Below are 18704 nucleotides of genomic sequence, written 5' to 3' on the forward strand. Positions count from 1 at the left end.
CGCTCACACCCCGAGATATCGATCTTGCAGTTCCGTCGTCAGATCGGCGGGCTTGCCGCTCCAGGCGCTCCGTCCGTTTTCCAGGATGATGCCGCGGTCCGCAACCGGCAAAAGCTCGGAAAGCGTCTTATCCACCACCAGGATCGACAGACCTTCGGCTTTCAGCCTACGTATGGCCTTCCAGATATCCTGGCGAATGACCGGCGCAAGTCCCTCGGTCGCCTCATCGAGGATCAGAAGCCGCGGATTGGTCATCAACGCGCGCCCAATCGCCAGCATCTGCTGCTCTCCCCCGGAAAGCGAACGCGCCATCTGGGTATGCCGTTCCTTCAGCCGCGGAAACAATTCGTTGACGCGGTCGAGGGTCCACTGGCCCGGCCGGGCGGCGGCCACCAGATTTTCATGCACGGTGAGATTCGGGAAGCAGCGCCGCCCCTCCGGCACCAGGCCGATGCCAAGCTTTGCCACATGATGCGGCCTTCTGCCCTTGAGGTCCGCACCGCCGAGCCTGACCGCCCCCGCACGCGGAGGGTTGAGGTTGCAGATGGCGCGAATGGTTGTCGTCTTGCCCATGCCGTTGCGGCCCATCAGCGCCACGACCTCGCCTTCGGCAACGGACAGATCGACGCCGAACAGGGCTTGGCTCGCACCATAAAACGCCTCGATTTTCGACACATCGAGCAACATCAGGCGTGATCTCCGAGATAAGCAGTCCGCACGGCCGGATCGCTGCGGATTTCCTCCACCGTACCTGTCGCGATAATGCGGCCATAGACCAAGACGGAAATCCGGTCGGCGAGCGCGAAAACCGCGTCCATGTCATGTTCGACAAGCAGGATCGGCGCTTCGTGGCGCAGGGTATCGAGGAAGCGCGTGAGCGACTTCGAACCTTCCGGACCCATGCCCGCCATGGGTTCGTCGAGCAGAAACGCCTTGGACTGCAGTGCCAGCGCCATTGCGATTTCAAGCTGTCGGCGTTCGCCGTGCGAAAGTTCGGCTGCGGGCACGCGAGCCCGCGCGGCGAGCCCGACGCGCTCAAGGATGGTCATGGCCGTGTCGATCAAGCCCTTGTCGCGCATGACCGGTTTGAAGAAGCGGAAGCTCGACCCTCGTCTGGCCTGTACCGCAAGCATGACATTGCGAAGTGCGGAAAAGTCCGATGCCAGCGACGAGACCTGGAATGTGCGCCCGAGCCCCAGCCGCGCGCGTTGGGCGACACCGAGACCGCCAATATCCTGGCCTGCAAAACGGATCGTCCCGCTGTCCTGCCTGAGCGTCCCGCATATCTGATGGATGAGGGTCGATTTTCCCGCGCCGTTCGGGCCGATCAGCGCATGGATTTCCCCCGGGCGCAGATCGAGCGTCACACCATCGGTTGCGCGCAGCGCGCCAAAATTCTTTGCGAGATTGGAGATTTCGAGAACTGCATCACCCATGGCGCGCCCTCCCGGCCAGAAGGCCGAGCAATCCGCCACGGGCGAAGAGCACGACGAGAAGCAGGATGAGACCGAGGAAGAACTGCCAGCGCTCGGTAATTCCGCCGAGTGCATATTCGAAGGCAACATAGAGCGCTGCGCCCGCCAGTGGCCCAAACAGGCGGCCGGTTCCACCGAGAATGATCAACACGATCAATTCCCCGGACATATGCCAGGAAAGCATGGATGGGCTGACGAAACGGTTGAGATCGGCAAACAGAGCGCCGGCCAGTCCGGTCATCATCGCCGAGATCACGAAGGCAGTCAGCCGGATGCGGTAAGGCTGGATGCCTACCGTCGCGACCCGCACCTCGTTCTGCCTCGTTGCCTGCAGCGCCGAACCGAAACGCGAGGCGCGGATCAGCGCGAAAAGTCCGACGCTGACAAGCAGGACCACATAGCAAATCAGGAAGAAGCTCATCGGCCGCATCGTCATCACGCCCGGAAACTGGTTCCGGACGAGAATTGAAAGCCCGTCTTCGCCGCCATAGGCCGGCCAGGACACAGCGAAATAATAGACCATCTGCGCAAAGGCGAGCGTGATCATGATGAAATAGACGCCTGAAGTCCTCAAGCTGATGGCGCCGATCGCCAGTCCGACCAGTCCCGCAAGTATCACCGCCACTGGCCAGATCACCCACATCTGGTTCGTGCCCGAGAAACCGAACAGGAGCGGCTCGCCGGAAAAACCATGCGACGCGAGAATGCCGGCCACATAACCGCCAAGCCCGAAGAAGGCCGCATGGCCGAATGAGACGAGGCCGCCGAGGCCCAGTGCCAGATTGAGTCCGGTCGCGGCGAGCGCCAGGATGGCCACACGGGTCGCAAGTGTAATGTAGAATGGCTCGCCAAACGCATTCGCGGCGAAGGGAACGGCGAGCAAGAGCCCAGCCAGAATGACGTTGATAAGGTTCTCGCGGTTCACGATCATGGCCTCACGCATGCGCTGCCGGGAAAAGGCCGCGCGGCTTCACCGCCAGGATGAGCGCCATCACGATGTAGATGAGCATGGAGGCCGCTGCGCCGCCGATCATGCCCGCCTGAGCCGGCGGCACGAAGAGCGCCAGGATTTTCGGCAACAGGAAACGACCCATCGTATCGGTGACGCCCACCAGAAGAGCACCGAGAAGCGCCCCCTTGATCGAGCCGATACCACCGATGACGATCACCACGAAGGCGAGGATCAGCACGGGCTCCCCCATGCCGACCTGCACCGACTGCAGGGCACCGACCAGCGCCCCCGCAAGGCCCGCCAGCGCCGCACCAAGTGCAAAGACGACCGTATAGAGAGTGCGAATATCGACACCAAGCGCGCCGATCATCTCGCGATCGCTTTCGCCGGCACGGATGCGCATGCCGAGCCGCGTCCTGGATATCAGCATGTAGAGCCCGAATGCCACGGCCGCCCCGGCGGCGATGATCGCCAGACGATAGACCGGATATTCCGCACCACCGGGCAACGGCACCGCGCCCTGAAGCAGCGGCGGGATATCGAGATAAAGAGGGAAGGAGCCGAAAAGCCATCGCGTGCCCTCGGAAAACATCAGGATCAGCGCGAAAGTGGCCAGCACCTGGTCGAGGTGATCACGGTCATAAAGCCTGCGGATAACCAGGAGCTCCACGACCGCGCCTGCTGCCGCCGCGCAAGCGAGGCTGGCGACAAGCCCGATCCAGAACGAGCCGGTCCAGGCAGCTACGACGGCGCATGCGAAAGCACCCACCATGTAGAGCGAACCGTGAGCGAGGTTGATCAGGCCCATGACGCCGAAGATCAGCGTCAGCCCGGCAGCCATGAGAAACAACATGACGCCGAGCTGCAGGCCGTTCAGCAACTGCTCGAGAGCAAGTGCGAAGGTCACCGGATTGCCTTAGATCTTGCAGTCTTTGGCATAGGCGTCCTTATGATCGGTGAAGATCTTTTCCACCGTCTTGTTGGTCAGGACGCCGTTCTGCTTCACGACTTCGGTCAGGTAGATATCCTGGATCGGATGCTGGTTGGTGTTGAACGTGAATTTTCCGCGTGGCGACTTGATGTCCGCCTTGCGGAGTTCCGCACCGAAGGCATCGGCATCCTTGACGCTTACCTTCCCGGCCGCCGAGAGGATGAGCTGCGCCGCATCATAAGCCTGGACAGCATAGATGGACGGCAGCCGGCCGTATTCCTTCTGGAAATCCGCGAGAAACTTCTTGCTGGCCTCGTTGTCGAAGTCCGGAGCCCATTGACCGGAAGCCTTGGCGCCGAGCGCCGCATCCCCGATTGCCGGCAGGACGTCCTGGCTGAAGGAGAAGCCTGGGCCCATGACCGGGATTTTCACGCCCGACTGGGCGAACTGCTTCATGAAGGCAATGCCCATGCCGCCGGGCAGGAAGACGAAGATGCCGTCGGCGCCCGATGCGCGCATCTGGGCAATCTCGGCCGCGTAGTCGGTCTGGCCGACCTGCGTGTACACTTCGGAAGCCAGCTCGCCCTTGTAATAACGCTTGAAGCCCGTCAGCGAATCCTTGCCCGCCGGGTAATTCGGGGCCAGGATGAACATCTTCTTGTAGCTCTTGTTGGCGTATTCGCCCATGGCTTCGTGAAGATTGTCGTTCTGATAGGCCGCGTTGAAATAGAGCTTGTTACAGTTGGCGCCGGCGAGCGCCGCCGGAGCGGCATTGGTCGAGACGTAGAACTTGCCTTGCGCGACCGCGCTCGGCGCGACCGCCATCAAAAGGTTCGACCAGACGATGCCGGTCAGGATATCGACCTGGCTGCTCTGGATCATCTTGTCAGCGATCTGCACGGCCAGTTCCGGCTTCTGCGCATCGTCCTCGGTAACGACCGTGACGTCCTTGTTGCCGGAATTCTTGATAGCCAGCATGAAGCCGTCACGGGTATCGATGCCGAGGCCGGCGCCACCACCCGAAAGCGTGGTGATCATGCCGATCTTCAGCGGCTCTGCGAAAGCAAGGCCGGAGGTGCTGACGCTCAGCGCCAAGGTGGCGGCCGCAAGCAGTTTCTTCATGTGACGAACTCCCGTTTGTTGTTGTGTCGTTCCCAGTTTTATTACGTCAGCGGAAAACGACCCGCCAAGCCTTTTCAATACCTTCCACATTTGCGCGGAAACTTCCACTCTACATTCGGCGCTCGAAGCAACCGTTGTGAGCGGTGCTTACGCCGACGGTCTCTGCTTTAGGCGGAAGCGCTGGATTTTGCCGGATTCGGTCTTCGGCAACGTGTCGGTGAAGACGATCGAGCGTGGATATTTGTAAGGAGCGATGACGTTCTTCACGTGCTCCTGAAGGAGCCTGACCATGGCGTCGCAGACCTCGGAACCCGGGACGAGGACGACATGCGCCTCAACGATCATTCCACGCGCCTCGTCCGGCACGCCGATGACGGCACATTCCAGCACGGACTCGTGTTTCAGAAGAGCTGCCTCGACCTCGGGGCCTGCAATGTTGTAGCCCGCGGAAATGATCATATCGTCGGAACGGGCGGCGAAATGGAAATAGCCTTCTTCGTCTTCGATGAAGGAATCCCCGGTGATATTCCATCCGTTCCTGACATAGTCTCGCTGGCGTTCATCTGCCAGATAACGGCAGCCGATCGGGCCTTTGACGGCAAGCCGACCAATCGTACCCCGCGGCACCTCGTTCATGTCCTCGTCGACGACGATGGCCTCGTAACCCGTAAGCGGCTTGCCGGTGCAGGCCGGCTTGGCGTCACCCAGATGGTTGGAAATGAAGATGTGCAGCAATTCCGTCGCGCCGATACCGTCGAGAATGGGCTTGCCGGTCTTCTTCACCCATTCCTCGAAAACGGGCGCGGGCAGGGTTTCGCCGGCCGATACCGCGATGCGCAGCGAGGACAGATCGGCACCATTGTCCATTGCCGCCAACATGGCGCGATAGGCAGTCGGTGCGGTGAAGCTGATGGTCGCCTTGTAGGTCTCGATGATTTCGATCATCTTCGGCGGCGTGGCCTGCTCCAGAAGCGTCGCGGCAGCGCCGAAGCGCAGAGGGAAAACGGCGAGCCCCCCGAGACCGAAGGTGAAGGCGAGCGGCGGCGAGCCGACGAACACGTCGTCCGGCGTCACGGCCAACACTTCCTTCGCATAGGCATCGGCGATGATCAGGATATCGCGGTGAAAATGCATCGTCGCCTTCGGGACACCGGTCGATCCGGAGGTGAAGCCCAGAAGCGCCACGTCATCGCGCCCCGTCTTCACCGCATCGTAGCGCACCGGTTTATTGAGTGCGGCCCGGTCGAGTTCGGCATCGTGGTTTGCCGTGCCGTCGAAGCCGATCACCTGCTTGAGGAATTTGCTTTCCTTGGCACAGGCGACCAGCTCATCCATCAGGCGGGTGTCGCAGAGCGCCATGGAGACTTCGGCCTTGTCGATGATCTTGGCGAGTTCGCCGGCGCGCAGCATCGGCATGGTGTTGACCACGACGGCACCGGCCTTGGTGGCCGCCAGCCAGCAGGCGACCATGGCGGGATTGTTGGCCGAACGGATCAGCACGCGATTGCCGGGCTTCAGACCATAATCTTCGGTGAGCGCCAGAGCGATCCGGTTCGTCCAGTCGGAGAGTTCCTTGTAGGTGCGGCGGCGGCCGTTGCCGATCAGGGCCGTGTGATCCCCGAAACCTTTTTCCACCATGCGGTCGGTCAGTTCCACCGCCGCATTCATCCATTCCGGATAATCGAAGGCCCCGAGTTTGATATCCGGCCACTGATCGAACGGCGGAAGATTATCACGGGCAAACGTGTCCCGATGGCCTGACGGTCCCAGCATTTTTCAGTTCCCAGATATTCTTATCGATGCGGCTTTTTGCCTTTTGTCCAGAAAAGCACTGCTTTTCCTCAGTGGCAAGAGAGAAATTTTAAGTTTGTAATAATTTTCGCAGCCCTCCGTTGAGGGCTTCCAACGGATGAGCCGCGATGCCAGTATTCACGCCACTTCGACAGCTACCACGGGAGAAAACGACAATGCGCCACCGGATCAGCGACTGGGACAATGCCTATGCCAACGGCATCAACATCCCGCAGGGCGATCGCTGGCCGACGGCATGGGTCGAACCGGCCCGGCACTATCGCGAGGCTCTTTCCGCCCTCGGACGCGCCAAGCTTAACCTCCCCTACGGCGAACGCCCCCGCAACAGGTACGATCTGTTCCTGCCGCAGGACCAAGCCTCCGGCCTCGTCGTCTTCGTCCATGGCGGGTTCTGGATCGGACTCGACAACAGCTATTGGTCGCATTTTGCCCGGGGCTCGGTGGAACGGGGCTACGCGGTCGCCATGCCGATGTACACCCTCGCCCCGGAAAGCCGGATCGCCGAAATCACGCTTGAGATCGGCAAGGCGATCGAGGCCGCCGCCAAGGAGGTGGAAGGGCCAATCCGGCTGATCGGCCATTCTGCCGGCGGACATCTGGTGACGCGGATGATCTCCTCCACCTCGCCCCTGCCAGACGCGGTGCGCGGGCGCATCGTCAACGTCGTTTCTCTATCGGGCGTCCACGATCTGCGGCCCCTCCTGCAGACGAAAATGAACGAGAAACAGCGGATAGACCGGGAAGAAGCCTACCGGGAAAGCCCGGCGCTTCTCGAGCCAACACCTGGGGCGCGGGTAACCTGCTGGGTGGGAGCTGCCGAACGATCCGAATTCATCCGCCAGAACGCGCTGCTGGCCAACATCTGGAGGGGGCTTGGCGCCGAGACGGGCGCGGTGGAGGAACCCGACAAGCATCATTTCAACGTGCTGGACGGACTGGGAGACCCTAATCATCCGCTGGTGGATGCGCTGTTTTCCTAAAGGGATGCAGCAGCGCGAGCCGCCTGATCGTAGTGGCCGGAGAGCGCCCGCAGACGGGCTGCCACCTCGGAAAGCGATTCGGCGGAAACTTCTGTCGCAAGCACCGAGCGGACCAGAAGGCTCTCGCGCATCGCCTTGTAGCGGGCGCAGGCATCGGCGCCGGCTTCCGTCACCATGACCAGCTTTTCCTTGCCGCGCCGTCCCGATTTTATGAGCTTCAGGCGCTCGAGCTTTTTCAGTGCATAGGTCACCACATGCGTGTCCTCGATGTTCAGAACGAGGGCGATATCGGCGAGCGTCTTCGGCTTGTTGCGGCTGTTGATATTGTGGAGCACCAGGATGTCGACTGGCGACAGGTCCGGCACGCCGGCTGCAGCCATGCAACGGATCATCCAGCGATTGAATGCGTGGTTCAGCATGATCATGCCGAACTCGATCTCGGAGAGAGAGGGCAATGCACCGCTCGCCAGGTGCCCGGAGGAAACGATCGGGCCGAAATTATCCTTTTCCGATGACATGGCTTCTCTTCCCGGGAATGAAGGCGCCGGCGGCGGGATGCCGGCGGCGCCTCTCAAATCACATCTTCTTGTAGGCGTCCAGAATAGCGGCACCGTCGGCACCGGCTTTCTTCAACCAGTCTTCCGTCAACTTGGCGCCGACGTCGCCAAGACCCTTCTTCAGATCGGCGCTGGGTTCCACGACCTGCATACCGTTCTTCTTAAGGGTCTCCATGTAGGCAGCGGTCTTTTCGGCGCCCAAGCCCCAGCCGCGGGTTTCCGCGGCAGCGGCAGCATCCGTGACGGCTTTCTGGACGGCAGGATCGAGAGCGGCAAAGGCCGTCTTGTTGACGAAGACGACGTTCTTCGGGATCCAGGCCTGGGTGTCGTAGTAGTGCGTCAGCGACTCCCAGATCTTGGAATCGACCCCGGTAGCGCTCGACGTCATCAGGCCGTTGACTACGCCGGTCGCGAGCGCCTGAGGCAGCTCGGCCGCCTGCACCGTGACCGGCTGGGCACCGACAAGCTCGGCGATACGGGATGTGCCGACATTATAGGCCCGCCATTTCAGGCCCTTGAGGTCCGCGACGCTGTTGACGTCCTTCTTGGTGAAGATGCCCTGCGGCGGCCACGGCGTGGTGTAAAGCAGCTTCAACCCCTGGGCATCCAGCGCCTTTTCGATCGCGGGCCGGGAGGCCGTCCACAGCTTCTTCGACTGGTCGAAGCTGGTCGCCAGGAACGGCACCACGTCGATCCCGAAGACCGGGTTTTCATTCTCATGCAGCGAGATCAGCACCTCGCCGGCCTGGGCCTGGCCAGTCTGCACAGCGCGCTTGATGTCCGGCGCCTTGAAGAGCGAAGCGTTTGGATGAATGTTGATCTTCAACGCGCCTTTGGTCGCGGCATCCACGTCGGATGCGAACTGGCTGAGGTTCTGGACGTGGTAGTTTGCGGGCGGATAGGCCGAAGGCAGAACCCATGCGGTCTGCGCCAGTGCCGAGCCTGCGGCGGCAATCAGCGCCGCACCCGCAAGACCCGAGCAAATGAGGTTCGAAAGCAAGCGTTTCATGTCAGTTCCCTTCCTTTTTCTGTGAAGCTAATCTTTTTCTCTGAAGCTAACCCGGGAAAGCCATTTTCGGCAGGACCATCACGATATCCGGGAAGACCGTGATGATGGCGACGGTCGCCACGAGCAGGAAGAAGAAGGGCAGCGAAGCTTTCGCCACGGTCAAACTGTCTCGGCCGCTCATCGTCTGCAGCACGAAGAGGTTGAAGCCGACCGGCGGGGAAACCTCCGCCATTTCGACGATCAGCACCAGAAAGATACCGAACCACACGAGGTCGAAGCCGGCTTGCTGGATCATCGGCAGAACGACGACGGTGGTCAGCACGATCATCGAAAGGCCATCGAGAGCCGCGCCCAGCAGGATATACATGATGGTCAGAACCGCAATCAGCGCATAGGGGCTCAGATTGAAACTATCGACCCAGTTCGCGAGTGCATTCGGGATGCCGGTATAGCCCATCGCGATCGACATGAAGCCGGCGCCCGTCAGGATCAGCATGATCATGCAAGTGAGCCGGGTCGCGCCCATGACGCTTTCCCAGAAAGATTTCCTGGTCAACGAACCGGACCACGCCGCGATCGCGAGCGACCCGAGCACGCCCCAGGCGGCGCATTCGGTCGCCGTCGCCCAACCGAGAAGTAAGGTCGCGAAGACGAGGACGATCAGGAGCGTGACTGGAATGAGATTCGCCGATTCCCTGAGCTTCTCCCTGAAGCTCATTTTCGGAGGCGCGGGCGGGGTCTTGTCCGGATTGAGGAGCGACCAGACGATGATGTAACCGGAATAAAGCGCCATCACGATGAGGGCCGGCAGGAAACCCGCAAGGAAGATCTGGATGATCGAGACGTTTGCCGCAACCGCATAGACCACCATCGTGATCGACGGCGGGATGAGGATACCGAGCGTGCCAGCGCCTGCAAGCGAGCCCAGGCTTACCATCTCGTCGTAGCCGCGCTTCTTCAGTTCCGGCAGGGCGATCTTGGCGATCATCGCGGTCGTGGCGGCCGACGATCCGGAGATCGAACCAAAAAGGCCGCAACCAAGGATATTCACATGCATCAGGCGGCCCGGCAGCCAGCCGAGCCAGGGCGACAAGCCGCGGAACATCTCTTCCGACAATCGGGTTCGGAACAGGATCTCTCCCATCCAGACGAAGAGCGGCAGAGCCGCAAGCGACCAGGAGGCGCCGCCGCTCCAGGAATTCGTGGCGAGCACCGCGCCGACCGGAATGCCCGGCACGAACAGCATGGCGATGAAGCCGCAGATCAATAGGGAGATGCCGATCCACACGCCGCCGGCGAGCAGTGCCAGCAGCGCAAGAAGGACCACACCGGCTATTTCAACGAGTTCGATTGTCCCCATCGGCTCAGGCCCCGCTCTGCATGGCGCGTTCGATGACTTCCTCAGCGGTGACCGGTTCCGGCTTCTCGTAGCGCGGCGATCCGCCGAACAGGACGTGCAAAAGCTCGTCGACGAATGCGATCGCCAGGATGATCAGTCCGCCGCAGAAACCAAGCTGCGGGATCCAAAGCGGCACGGCGATCACGCCCTGCGACAGGTCGTTGAACCGGAAGGAGGTGCGCGTCATGTCGAAGGCGAACCAGGCAAAATAAGTTGCGGCTACCGTCCCGATCGCCAATGCAGTAGCCTCCATCGCCTGCCTTGCCGGGCCGCTGATCCGCTCGATCAGCAGACCAACGCGGATCATTTCGCCGGAACGGAAGGTATGGGCGAGACCCAGGAAGGCGCTTGCGGCCATGCACCAGGAGGCGAAATCGTCGCCTGAAGGCACGTCGATATCGAGCGGCCGGCCGGCGGAGAGCGCCAGCATGAGCAGGAAAATGGCGACCAGGAACAGCCCGGCCAACCAGCCGGAAACCAGATAGAGCCCATCGAGGATTTTGCGCAGCCAATCCGGCAATACGCTATGGCGCGGATCAACGGAGGACATGCGGTATCCTCCCGCAAACACGGCAAATGATCATGGTCGGCTCCCCTCGGTTGCCGTTATTCGGGCGAAGCTCTTTGCGGCTCCTTGCCCTTTCTGAAGGCATGATGCTTCAAGAGGCAAATTGCTGTCAACTAATCATTGACGTTTTATCGACGAAATGTTTTCGTTAGTGCAAAGCAGCTTGGAACAAGGGCGCGGAAGATGACGACGGGCAAATGGGACTTCTGGATCGATCGCGGCGGCACCTTTACCGATATCGTCGGCAGGAAACCGGACGGAACACTCATCGCGCACAAAGTCCTTTCCGAAAATCCCGAAGCCTATCGCGATGCCGCGGTACAGGGAATTCGTGAACTGCTGAGCGCTCCCGCCGGGCAGGCGATCCCTTCCGAACTGATCGGCGCCGTAAAGATGGGTACGACGGTTGCCACCAACGCGCTACTGGAACGGAAAGGCGAAAAGACGCTCCTCGTCACCACGCGCGGTTTCCGCGATGCCCTTGCGATCGGCTACCAGGCTCGCGCCGATATCTTTGCGAAGAAGATCATCAAACCGGAATTGCTGTACCGGGCGGTTGTCGAGGTGGACGAGCGCGTGCATGCCGACGGGACCGTCGAGGCCACCCCTGACGAAACCGCAATCCGATCGGCCCTGCAGAAGCACTTCGAGGACGGTTTCCGCGCCGTCGCCATCGTCTTTATGCATGCCTATCGTTACCCGGCTCATGAACAGCTGGCGGCGAAAGTCGCCCGCGAGATCGGCTTCACTCAGGTTTCGGTCAGCCACGAAGTTTCGCCGTTGATCAAATTGGTCGGCCGCGGCGATACAACGGTTGTCGATGCCTATCTCTCGCCGATCCTGCGCCGCTATGTGGATCAGGTCGCTACCGAACTCGGTGCAGACGGCGAAGACGGCCCGCAGCTCATGTTCATGCAGTCCTCGGGCGGGCTTACCGCCGCCCGGCTCTTCCAGGGCAAGGATGCTATCCTCTCGGGTCCCGCAGGCGGGGTGGTCGGCGCGGTCGAAACTTCTCGCCTGGCAGGCTTCGAGCGGATGATCGGCTTCGACATGGGCGGTACGTCCACCGACGTTTCCCACTACGACGGCGAGCTGGAACGTTCCTTCGAGACCGAGGTGGCCGGGGTGCGGATGCGCGCGCCGATGATGTCGATCCATACGGTCGCTGCCGGCGGTGGTTCGATCCTGCATTTCGAAAACGGGCGGTTCCGCGTGGGGCCGGATTCGGCCGGCGCAAATCCCGGCCCGAAGGCCTATCGACGCGGCGGGCCGCTAACCGTCACCGACGCCAATGTGATGCTTGGAAAACTGTCGCCGGACCTGTTTCCCAAGATCTTCGGTCGGAACCGCGACCAGCCGCTCGACGCGGTTGCCGTACGCGCCGCGTTCGAGGGGATGGCGAAGGTCATCGGTGACGGTCGCTCTCCCGAAGAGGTGGCCGACGGCTTCCTCGCCATCGCGGTCGAGAACATGGCCAATGCGGTCAAGAAGATCAGTGTCCAGCGCGGCTACGATGTGACCCATTACGTGCTGACCTGCTTCGGCGGTGCCGGCGGCCAGCATGCCTGCCTGACGGCAGATGCGCTCGGCATCTCGACTGTGCTGATCCACCCGTTCTCGGGCATTCTCTCGGCCTACGGAATGGGGCTCGCCGATATCAGAGCCACCCGCCAGCGCACGGTTTCCGAAGAGCTTGCGGCGGCGCTCAAAGCGCTCGGCCCGATCCGCGACGAGCTGACGGTTAGCGTGGTCGAGGAAATGGCAAGCCAGGGCGTTTCCGGAGCCGGGGTAACAGTGCTGCACCGCGCCCACCTGCGCTACCAGGGTACGGATACGACTTTGCCTGTAACTCTCGGCGGCGCGGCCGATATGACAGCTAGTTTCGAGACGGCGCACAAGAAGCAATTCGGCTTCATCTTTGAGAACCGCGAGATCATCTTCGAAGCCTACGAAGTCGAGGCGATCGGCGGCGGCGCGGATTCCGCCGAACTGGAATTCTCGCTCGACAGCTCTGCTCCGGTGGCGTCGCAGGAGACAAAATTCTTCTCCGGCGGCGCATGGCGGGACGCCCCGGTCTATCGTCGCGCCGACATCCGGCCGGGCTCGCGCGCCAACGGTCCGTGCCTGATCGTCGAGCCGCACCAGACGATCGTCGTCGAGGATGGCTGGGCCTTTGAGATCACCAAATTGAATCACGTCGTGCTGACGCGCATCACCGCGCTTTCACGAGCAAGGCCGATCGGCACGCAGGCAGACCCTGTGCTGCTCGAAGTGTTCAACAATCTCTTCATGTCGATCGCCGAACAGATGGGCGTGACGCTGCAGAACACGGCGTCTTCGGTCAACATCAAGGAGCGGCTGGACTTCTCCTGCGCCGTTTTCGACGAGAACGGCGCGCTGGTGGCGAACGCCCCGCATATGCCGGTGCATCTGGGCTCCATGGACCGATCGGTCGAGACCGTGATTGCCACCAACAAGGGCAAGATCCGCCCCGGCGACGTTTTTGCACTGAACGCCCCCTATAACGGCGGTACGCACCTACCGGATATCACTGTCGTGACGCCGGTCTTTGATCAAGAAGGCGAAAAGATCCTGTTCTATGTTGCCTCGCGCGGCCACCACGCCGATGTGGGAGGCACGGCACCGGGGTCGATGACACCACTTGCGACGACGGTCGACGAGGAAGGCGTGCTGTTCGACAACGTGCTGCTCGTCGATCGCGGCCGGTTCGACGAGGCAGGCATCACCAAGCTTCTCTCCGATCACCCCTACCCCGCCCGCAACGTGGCGCAGAACGTCGCCGACCTGCGCGCCCAGATCGCCGCCAACGAAAAGGGCGTGCACGAGATGCGCAAGATGATCGCGCAGTTCGGGCTCGACGTCGTGCAGGCCTATATGGGCCATGTGCAGGACAATGCCGAAGAAAGCGTCCGCCGCGTTCTCGAGAAGCTGAACGACGCGGAATTCTCCTATCCGACCGACCAGGGCAGCGTCATCGAAGTGAAAATCACGGTCGACAAGGAAAAGCGCGAAGCGACCGTCGATTTCACCGGCACCAGCCCGCAGAAGAAGAACAACTTCAATGCGCCGGAACCGGTGACGCGCGCGGCCGTGCTCTATGTCTTCCGCGTCATGGTCGAAAGTTCGATCCCGATGAATGCAGGCTGCCTGAGGCCGATCCGCATCATCGTGCCGGAGGGCTCGATGCTGAAGCCGCAATATCCGGCCGCCGTCGTCGCCGGCAATGTGGAAACGAGCCAGCACGTCACCAATGCCCTGTTCGGGGCGCTTGGCGCCATGGCCGCCAGCCAGGGAACGATGAACAACCTCACGTTCGGCAATGCGACCTATCAGTATTACGAGACGCTATGCTCTGGCTCGCCTGCGGGCCGCTTCAACGACGGCAGCGGTTTTGCCGGCACCGACGCTGTTCATGTGCATATGACCAATTCGCGTCTCACGGATCCGGAAATCCTGGAAACGCGTTATCCGGTGCTACTCGAAGACTTCCACATTCGCGAGAATTCCGGCGGAAGCGGCAAGTTCTCGGCCGGCAACGGCACCAGACGCACCATCCGTTTCCTCGAAAAGATGGACTGCGCCATCCTCTCCTCGCACCGGACGATCCGTCCGCATGGCCTTGCCGGCGGAAAGGAAGGCGAACTCGGGCATATGATCGTCCGCCGGCTGGACGGCACGCTGGAAGAACTCGGCGGCTGCGCCCAGACCATCATCGAAGCGGGCGAAGCCGTCACCGTCGTGACGCCGACCGCAGGAGGCTATGGCAAAGCGGCGTGATCTGCCTTAACCGGAGATGATGACGAAACAGATTGCGATCATCGGCGGCGGGCCGGCAGGACTTATGGCGGCGGAAGTGCTTTCCGCCGCCGGTCATGCGGTGACGGTTTACGAGGCCATGCCGACCTTCGGGCGCAAGTTCCTGTTGGCCGGCAAATCCGGCCTCAACATCACCCATTCGGAAGAGTTTCAGCGCTTCGCAGGGCGATTTGGCGCCGCCTCCGCTCGCTTGCGGCCGGCACTCGATGCTCTCACGCCGGAGGATGTCCGGCAATGGGCCGAAGGCCTTGGCACCGAAACCTTTGTCGGCACATCCGGCCGTGTCTTTCCTGTAGTGATGAAAGCCTCACCGCTCCTGCGTTCCTGGCTGCGAAGGCTCGAGGCACAAGGCGTGAACCTCCGGACAAGGCATCGGTGGATCGGCTTCGCCGATGGCGGCTATCGGTTCGAGACGCCGGAAGACGTGCTTACCCTTCGTCCGGAGGCAGCACTGCTGGCGCTTGGCGGCGCAAGCTGGCCGAGGCTTGGCTCGGACGCCGCCTGGGTGCCTAGGCTGAGGCAGATGGGCGTTACGGTCAGCGAATTTCAGCCGGCCAATTGCGGCTTCGACGTCGACTGGAGCGATCCCTTTCGCCAGCGCTTCGAAGGCTCGCCCGTCAAATCGGTTTCGGCCACCTCAGCCGCAGGCACGCTCCAAGGCGAACTTGTGATCTCCAGACATGGGATCGAGGGCAGCCTGGTCTACGCACACGCGGCGGCATTGCGGGACAGGTTGAAACACGAGGGGCATGCTGATCTGCCTATCGATCTCGCTCCCGGCCGATCGCTCGAACGCCTTGAGAGGGACCTCGCCCGGCAGGATGCCAAAGCCAGCTTTTCGAACCGACTTCGCAAAGGCGCGGGCCTTGAAGGCGTAAAAGCAGCTCTTATCCGCGAGCTTGTGCCCCATGCAAACCAGGCGTCGCCCAAGGAACTGGCAACCCTTGTCAAGGCCCTGCCGATCCCGCTTCTTCGCCCGAGGCCTATCGCGGAAGTCATATCATCCGCCGGCGGGCTCGACTGGAACGAGCTCGATGCGAACTACATGCTGAAGGCCGTGCCGGGACTTTTCGCCGCCGGGGAAATGCTGGATTGGGAAGCACCGACCGGCGGCTATCTGCTCACCGCCTGTTTTTCGACCGGGCGGGCTGCGGCCAAGGGTATCGAGGAATGGTTGCGGGCGAAATAGGACTCGCCTGCGATCATTGTTTGCGATTTCTTTCCGAGTAATCCGGCATTGTTCTGGATCAACGCATCCGCAATCCGAATCGGACAGAACGACAGGAGGAAAGGGCCTCCATGAGCAGGGCACGACGCCGCCATATCATCAAGAGAAGACGCACCATCACCGGCCTTGCGCTCGTCGCAGCGATTTCCTTTGTTGCCGGGATGACGGACGCGGTCGGCCTTCTTCTTTCGGGAGACTTCGTCTCGTTCATGACGGGCAATACCACCCGCGCAGCCTTGTCCTTCGCAAGCAACGACTATTCCCATGCGCTGATCCTCTATTTCGCCCTGTGGGTTTTCGTCCTCGGCAATGCGCTCGGCATTGTTCTCGCCCACACGCTTTCGGCGCTGCGAACCTTTGTGGTCCTTTCGGGCGTCGCTGTGACGCTTGCCGTGGCGGCGTTCCTTCCAGAGGCGGATTATCCGCGGATACAGTTTTACCTCGTCATCCTGGCCATGGGCATGATCAACGCCACCGTCGAACATATCGAGGGGCTGCCGATCGGTCTCACCTATATCACCGGCGCGCTGTCACGCTTCGGGCGCGGGATCGGCCGCTGGATCGTGGGGGACCGCAATCCGACGGGGTGGGTCATTCAGACCGTGCCCTGGACAGGCATGGCATGTGGCGCCGTAACCGGGGCGTTCGTCACGAAATATCTCGGCAACAATGCCCTTTGGGTCGTCGTGCTGGCTGTGGTTTTGCTGGCCTTCGCGACCATTCTTCTGCCACGGTCTTTGCATCTGCATTTCCACCAGCAGCCGATCGTGGCAGCAAGACGCCGCACATAGCTGCTTTCGAAGGTCCTTATGTTTCTGCTTTCAAAGCTTTTCTGGGTGTTCGCCCAACCGCTCTCAATCGGATTTCTGTTCAGCGCTCTCGCGGCACTGCTCGCCTTTGCCGGACGGCGCAGGCTCGGCGGCCTTTCTGCGCTGCTGGCCGCCCTCGTCCTGTTCATCACGCTTTTCACGACTGCCGGCACCATGGCATTGCAGGCCCTGGAAGCGCGTTTTCCAAAACCGTCCCAGGCTCCCCAACCGCTGTCCTGCGTGATCGTGCTTGGAGGAGCGCTGGAAAACGAGGTGACGACCGCACGCGGCGGCATCGAACTCAACCAGGCGGCCGATCGCTTTGTCGAAGCGCTACGGCTCGCAATCAGCCATCCGGAGGCACGCATCCTCGTTTCCGGCGGCGACGGCTCGATCAGCGGTACCTACGAGGGTGAGGCCGCCGCCGCCGAGCGCCTTTTCTCGGCTTTCGGTATATCGCCGGACCGGCTGATCAAGGAGAATGACTCCCGAACGACCTATGAGAACACTCTCAACACCGCCGAAGTGTTGAAGAACCAAGGGCTCGAAAACTGCCTGCTGACCACCTCGGCTTACCATATGCCGCGCTCGGTCGCCCTCTTCCGCAAAGCGGGAATCGCGGTCACGCCCTGGCCGGTGGATTACCGTACGAGCGGTGTCGTGGGATTGTCGCTGGATTTCACCCAGCCGTCCCTCAACGCCCAACTGGCCACGACCGCAGCGCGGGAATGGATGAGCCTTGCCGCCTATTATCTGACGGGACGAATCGACGGGATCTTTCCGAAATGACTATTTCTTCGAGATCGTCAGAAAGCGCCCGCCCTTCACACGCACGCGCATCTCGCATGGTTCTGCGTCGGTGCGGTCGCAATAGCGCGGATGCATCTTCAGCAGAAAGACCATATTTCCGAAATACTTGACGAAATCATAGCCGTAGAGCTGGGCGGTGGCGATCATGAAATAACCACCCTCCTTGGCTTGCAGGTAGAAGTTATAGGGGCAGCCGTCATTGCTGCAGGCCGGACCGCGCTTGCCGTCGCAGACGAGTTTGCCCTGATTGGAGACGAGATCGATGATCCCGTCGTTGTTGATATCGAACCGTTCGATGAAGCCCGGATCGAACTGGGCGACCTTGCACTCGCTGCGGAAATGGTCCTTTTCATAGATTTCCGGATCACTGACGAGTGGCTGCTGCGCAAGGGCAAGAGCAGGAACCAGGATCAGCGCCAGTGCCTGGGCAAGAACGATCAGGAGCCTATGCACGGCTTTCCTCCGCAAATTCATCTGTTCATGGCGCGCAGCCACCGATGACGGGCGCGACTATCCGCGGCTATGTTAGGTTCTGCCACTTGCGCGACGCTGGAGTTCGTATGTCACTGCTGATGATGATCGATTATGCCGGCGTCGCCCTCTTCGCGGCAACAGGTGCGCTTGCTGCCTCGCGAAAGGAACTCGACCTTGTCGGCTTCCTCTTCTTTGCCGCCGTCACCGGGCTCGGAGGCGGCACGTTGAGAGACATCATCCTTGGGCGCACACCGGTATTCTGGGTGCTTGACCCCACCTATATCCTGATCTGCGTGACCACCGGGGCCTTCGTTTTCTGCACGGCACATCGCTTGGAGTGGCGGTATCGGATGCTGATCTGGCTTGATGCGGTGGGACTTGCAGCCTACAGCGTGCTTGGCGCGGCCAAAGGCTTCGACGTCTCCGGATCACCGACCATCGCCATCGTCACCGGCGCACTGACCGCCGCGTTCGGGGGCATCCTCCGCGATCTTCTCGCCAACGAACCGTCCGTACTGCTTCGCCCGGAAATCTATATTACGGCGGCCCTTGCCGGCGCCGGCACCTTTACCGCTGCGAACGCCCTCGATCTGCCCCTCTCCGTCAGCTCCTGCCTCGGTGTGGCAGCCGCCTTCCTGCTGCGCGGCGGCGCGATCCACTACGGGTGGACCTTGCCACGGTACAGACCGCGGCCGGGCAGGCCGGCCTCCGAAGCGATCAAGGGGAAAAGGGGAGAGTAAG

General features: G+C 61.4%; 17 protein-coding genes. 6 read left to right on the top strand and 11 right to left on the bottom strand.

What is annotated here, in order from left to right:
- Positions 1-3: 3 nt before the first annotated feature.
- The 6 genes from C5L13_RS13850 to C5L13_RS13875 form a co-directional block, all read right to left on the bottom strand.
- A complete protein-coding gene (locus C5L13_RS13850) occupies positions 4-687 on the bottom strand; it encodes an ABC transporter ATP-binding protein (protein WP_105383862.1) in 684 nt (227 codons plus the stop codon).
- Positions 687-1436: an ABC transporter ATP-binding protein gene (locus tag C5L13_RS13855; protein ID WP_105383863.1), complete on the bottom strand. Its 750-nt coding sequence runs from the start codon at positions 1434-1436 to the stop codon at positions 687-689. The genes C5L13_RS13850 and C5L13_RS13855 overlap by 1 nt, the downstream gene beginning before the upstream one ends.
- Entirely contained in the window at positions 1429-2406 is a 978-nt protein-coding gene (locus C5L13_RS13860; protein ID WP_280952619.1) for a branched-chain amino acid ABC transporter permease, read from the bottom strand. Before C5L13_RS13860 ends, C5L13_RS13855 begins: the two co-directional genes overlap by 8 nt.
- A 4-nt stretch (positions 2407-2410) precedes the next feature.
- Entirely contained in the window at positions 2411-3334 is a 924-nt protein-coding gene (locus C5L13_RS13865; RefSeq protein WP_105383865.1) for a branched-chain amino acid ABC transporter permease, read from the bottom strand.
- A 9-nt stretch (positions 3335-3343) separates the two neighbouring features.
- Complete coding sequence (locus C5L13_RS13870; protein ID WP_105383866.1) at positions 3344-4480, bottom strand: ABC transporter substrate-binding protein; 1137 nt, start codon at positions 4478-4480, stop codon at positions 3344-3346.
- Between the two features lie 147 nt (positions 4481-4627).
- Positions 4628-6253 carry an AMP-binding protein gene (locus C5L13_RS13875; RefSeq protein WP_105383867.1) on the bottom strand — a complete coding sequence of 542 codons (1626 nt, stop codon included), beginning with the start codon at positions 6251-6253 and terminating at the stop codon, positions 4628-4630.
- Between the two features lie 194 nt (positions 6254-6447).
- Here C5L13_RS13875 and C5L13_RS13880 point away from each other — a divergent pair, with 194 nt between their 5' ends.
- Positions 6448-7272, top strand: coding sequence for an alpha/beta hydrolase (locus C5L13_RS13880; protein ID WP_105383868.1), 825 nt, complete (start codon positions 6448-6450; stop codon positions 7270-7272).
- On the opposite strand, the gene C5L13_RS13885 is transcribed toward C5L13_RS13880, so the two are convergent.
- Genes C5L13_RS13885 through C5L13_RS13900 form a run of 4 tightly spaced genes read right to left on the bottom strand, consistent with a single transcriptional unit; the run spans position 7269 to position 10787 of the window.
- Complete coding sequence (locus C5L13_RS13885; RefSeq protein ID WP_105383869.1) at positions 7269-7790, bottom strand: winged helix DNA-binding protein; 522 nt, start codon at positions 7788-7790, stop codon at positions 7269-7271. The two genes, C5L13_RS13880 and C5L13_RS13885, sit on opposite strands and share 4 nt — an antisense overlap.
- Positions 7791-7848: 58 nt before the next feature.
- On the bottom strand, positions 7849-8838 hold the full coding sequence (locus C5L13_RS13890) for a TRAP transporter substrate-binding protein (RefSeq protein WP_105383870.1): 990 nt from the start codon (positions 8836-8838) through the stop codon (positions 7849-7851).
- Between the two features lie 46 nt (positions 8839-8884).
- Entirely contained in the window at positions 8885-10198 is a 1314-nt protein-coding gene (locus C5L13_RS13895; protein ID WP_105383871.1) for a TRAP transporter large permease, read from the bottom strand.
- Positions 10199-10202: 4 nt separating this feature from the next.
- Positions 10203-10787, bottom strand: coding sequence for a TRAP transporter small permease (locus tag C5L13_RS13900; protein WP_105383872.1), 585 nt, complete (start codon positions 10785-10787; stop codon positions 10203-10205).
- A gap of 201 nt (positions 10788-10988) precedes the next feature.
- On the opposite strand from C5L13_RS13900, the gene C5L13_RS13905 reads away from it, so the two are divergent.
- The 4 genes from C5L13_RS13905 to C5L13_RS13920 all read left to right on the top strand — a co-directional run bounded on the left by C5L13_RS13905 (position 10989) and on the right by C5L13_RS13920 (position 17468).
- Positions 10989-14603 (top strand): hydantoinase B/oxoprolinase family protein, encoded by a 3615-nt coding sequence (locus C5L13_RS13905; RefSeq protein ID WP_105383873.1) that lies wholly within the window; start codon positions 10989-10991, stop codon positions 14601-14603.
- A gap of 16 nt (positions 14604-14619) precedes the next feature.
- Positions 14620-15831, top strand: coding sequence for a TIGR03862 family flavoprotein (locus C5L13_RS13910; RefSeq protein WP_105383874.1), 1212 nt, complete (start codon positions 14620-14622; stop codon positions 15829-15831).
- A 110-nt stretch (positions 15832-15941) separates the two neighbouring features.
- Positions 15942-16661 carry a YoaK family protein gene (locus tag C5L13_RS13915; RefSeq protein WP_105383875.1) on the top strand — a complete coding sequence of 240 codons (720 nt, stop codon included), beginning with the start codon at positions 15942-15944 and terminating at the stop codon, positions 16659-16661.
- Between the two features lie 18 nt (positions 16662-16679).
- Positions 16680-17468, top strand: a complete 789-nt coding sequence (locus C5L13_RS13920; protein WP_105383876.1) for a YdcF family protein — start codon at positions 16680-16682, stop codon at positions 17466-17468.
- Here C5L13_RS13920 and C5L13_RS13925 read toward each other — a convergent pair whose 3' ends face one another.
- A complete protein-coding gene (locus C5L13_RS13925) occupies positions 17469-17963 on the bottom strand; it encodes a hypothetical protein (RefSeq protein WP_407070424.1) in 495 nt (164 codons plus the stop codon). It abuts the gene before it with no gap.
- 86 nt (positions 17964-18049) lie between these two features.
- On the opposite strand from C5L13_RS13925, the gene C5L13_RS13930 reads away from it, so the two are divergent.
- Positions 18050-18703, top strand: a complete 654-nt coding sequence (locus C5L13_RS13930; protein WP_105383878.1) for a trimeric intracellular cation channel family protein — start codon at positions 18050-18052, stop codon at positions 18701-18703.
- The last annotated feature ends 1 nt before the right edge of the window (position 18704 follow it).

Origin of the sequence: Neorhizobium alkalisoli (genome assembly GCF_002968635.1) — a bacterium.
In the GTDB taxonomy this organism is placed as follows: domain Bacteria; phylum Pseudomonadota; class Alphaproteobacteria; order Rhizobiales; family Rhizobiaceae; genus Neorhizobium; species Neorhizobium alkalisoli.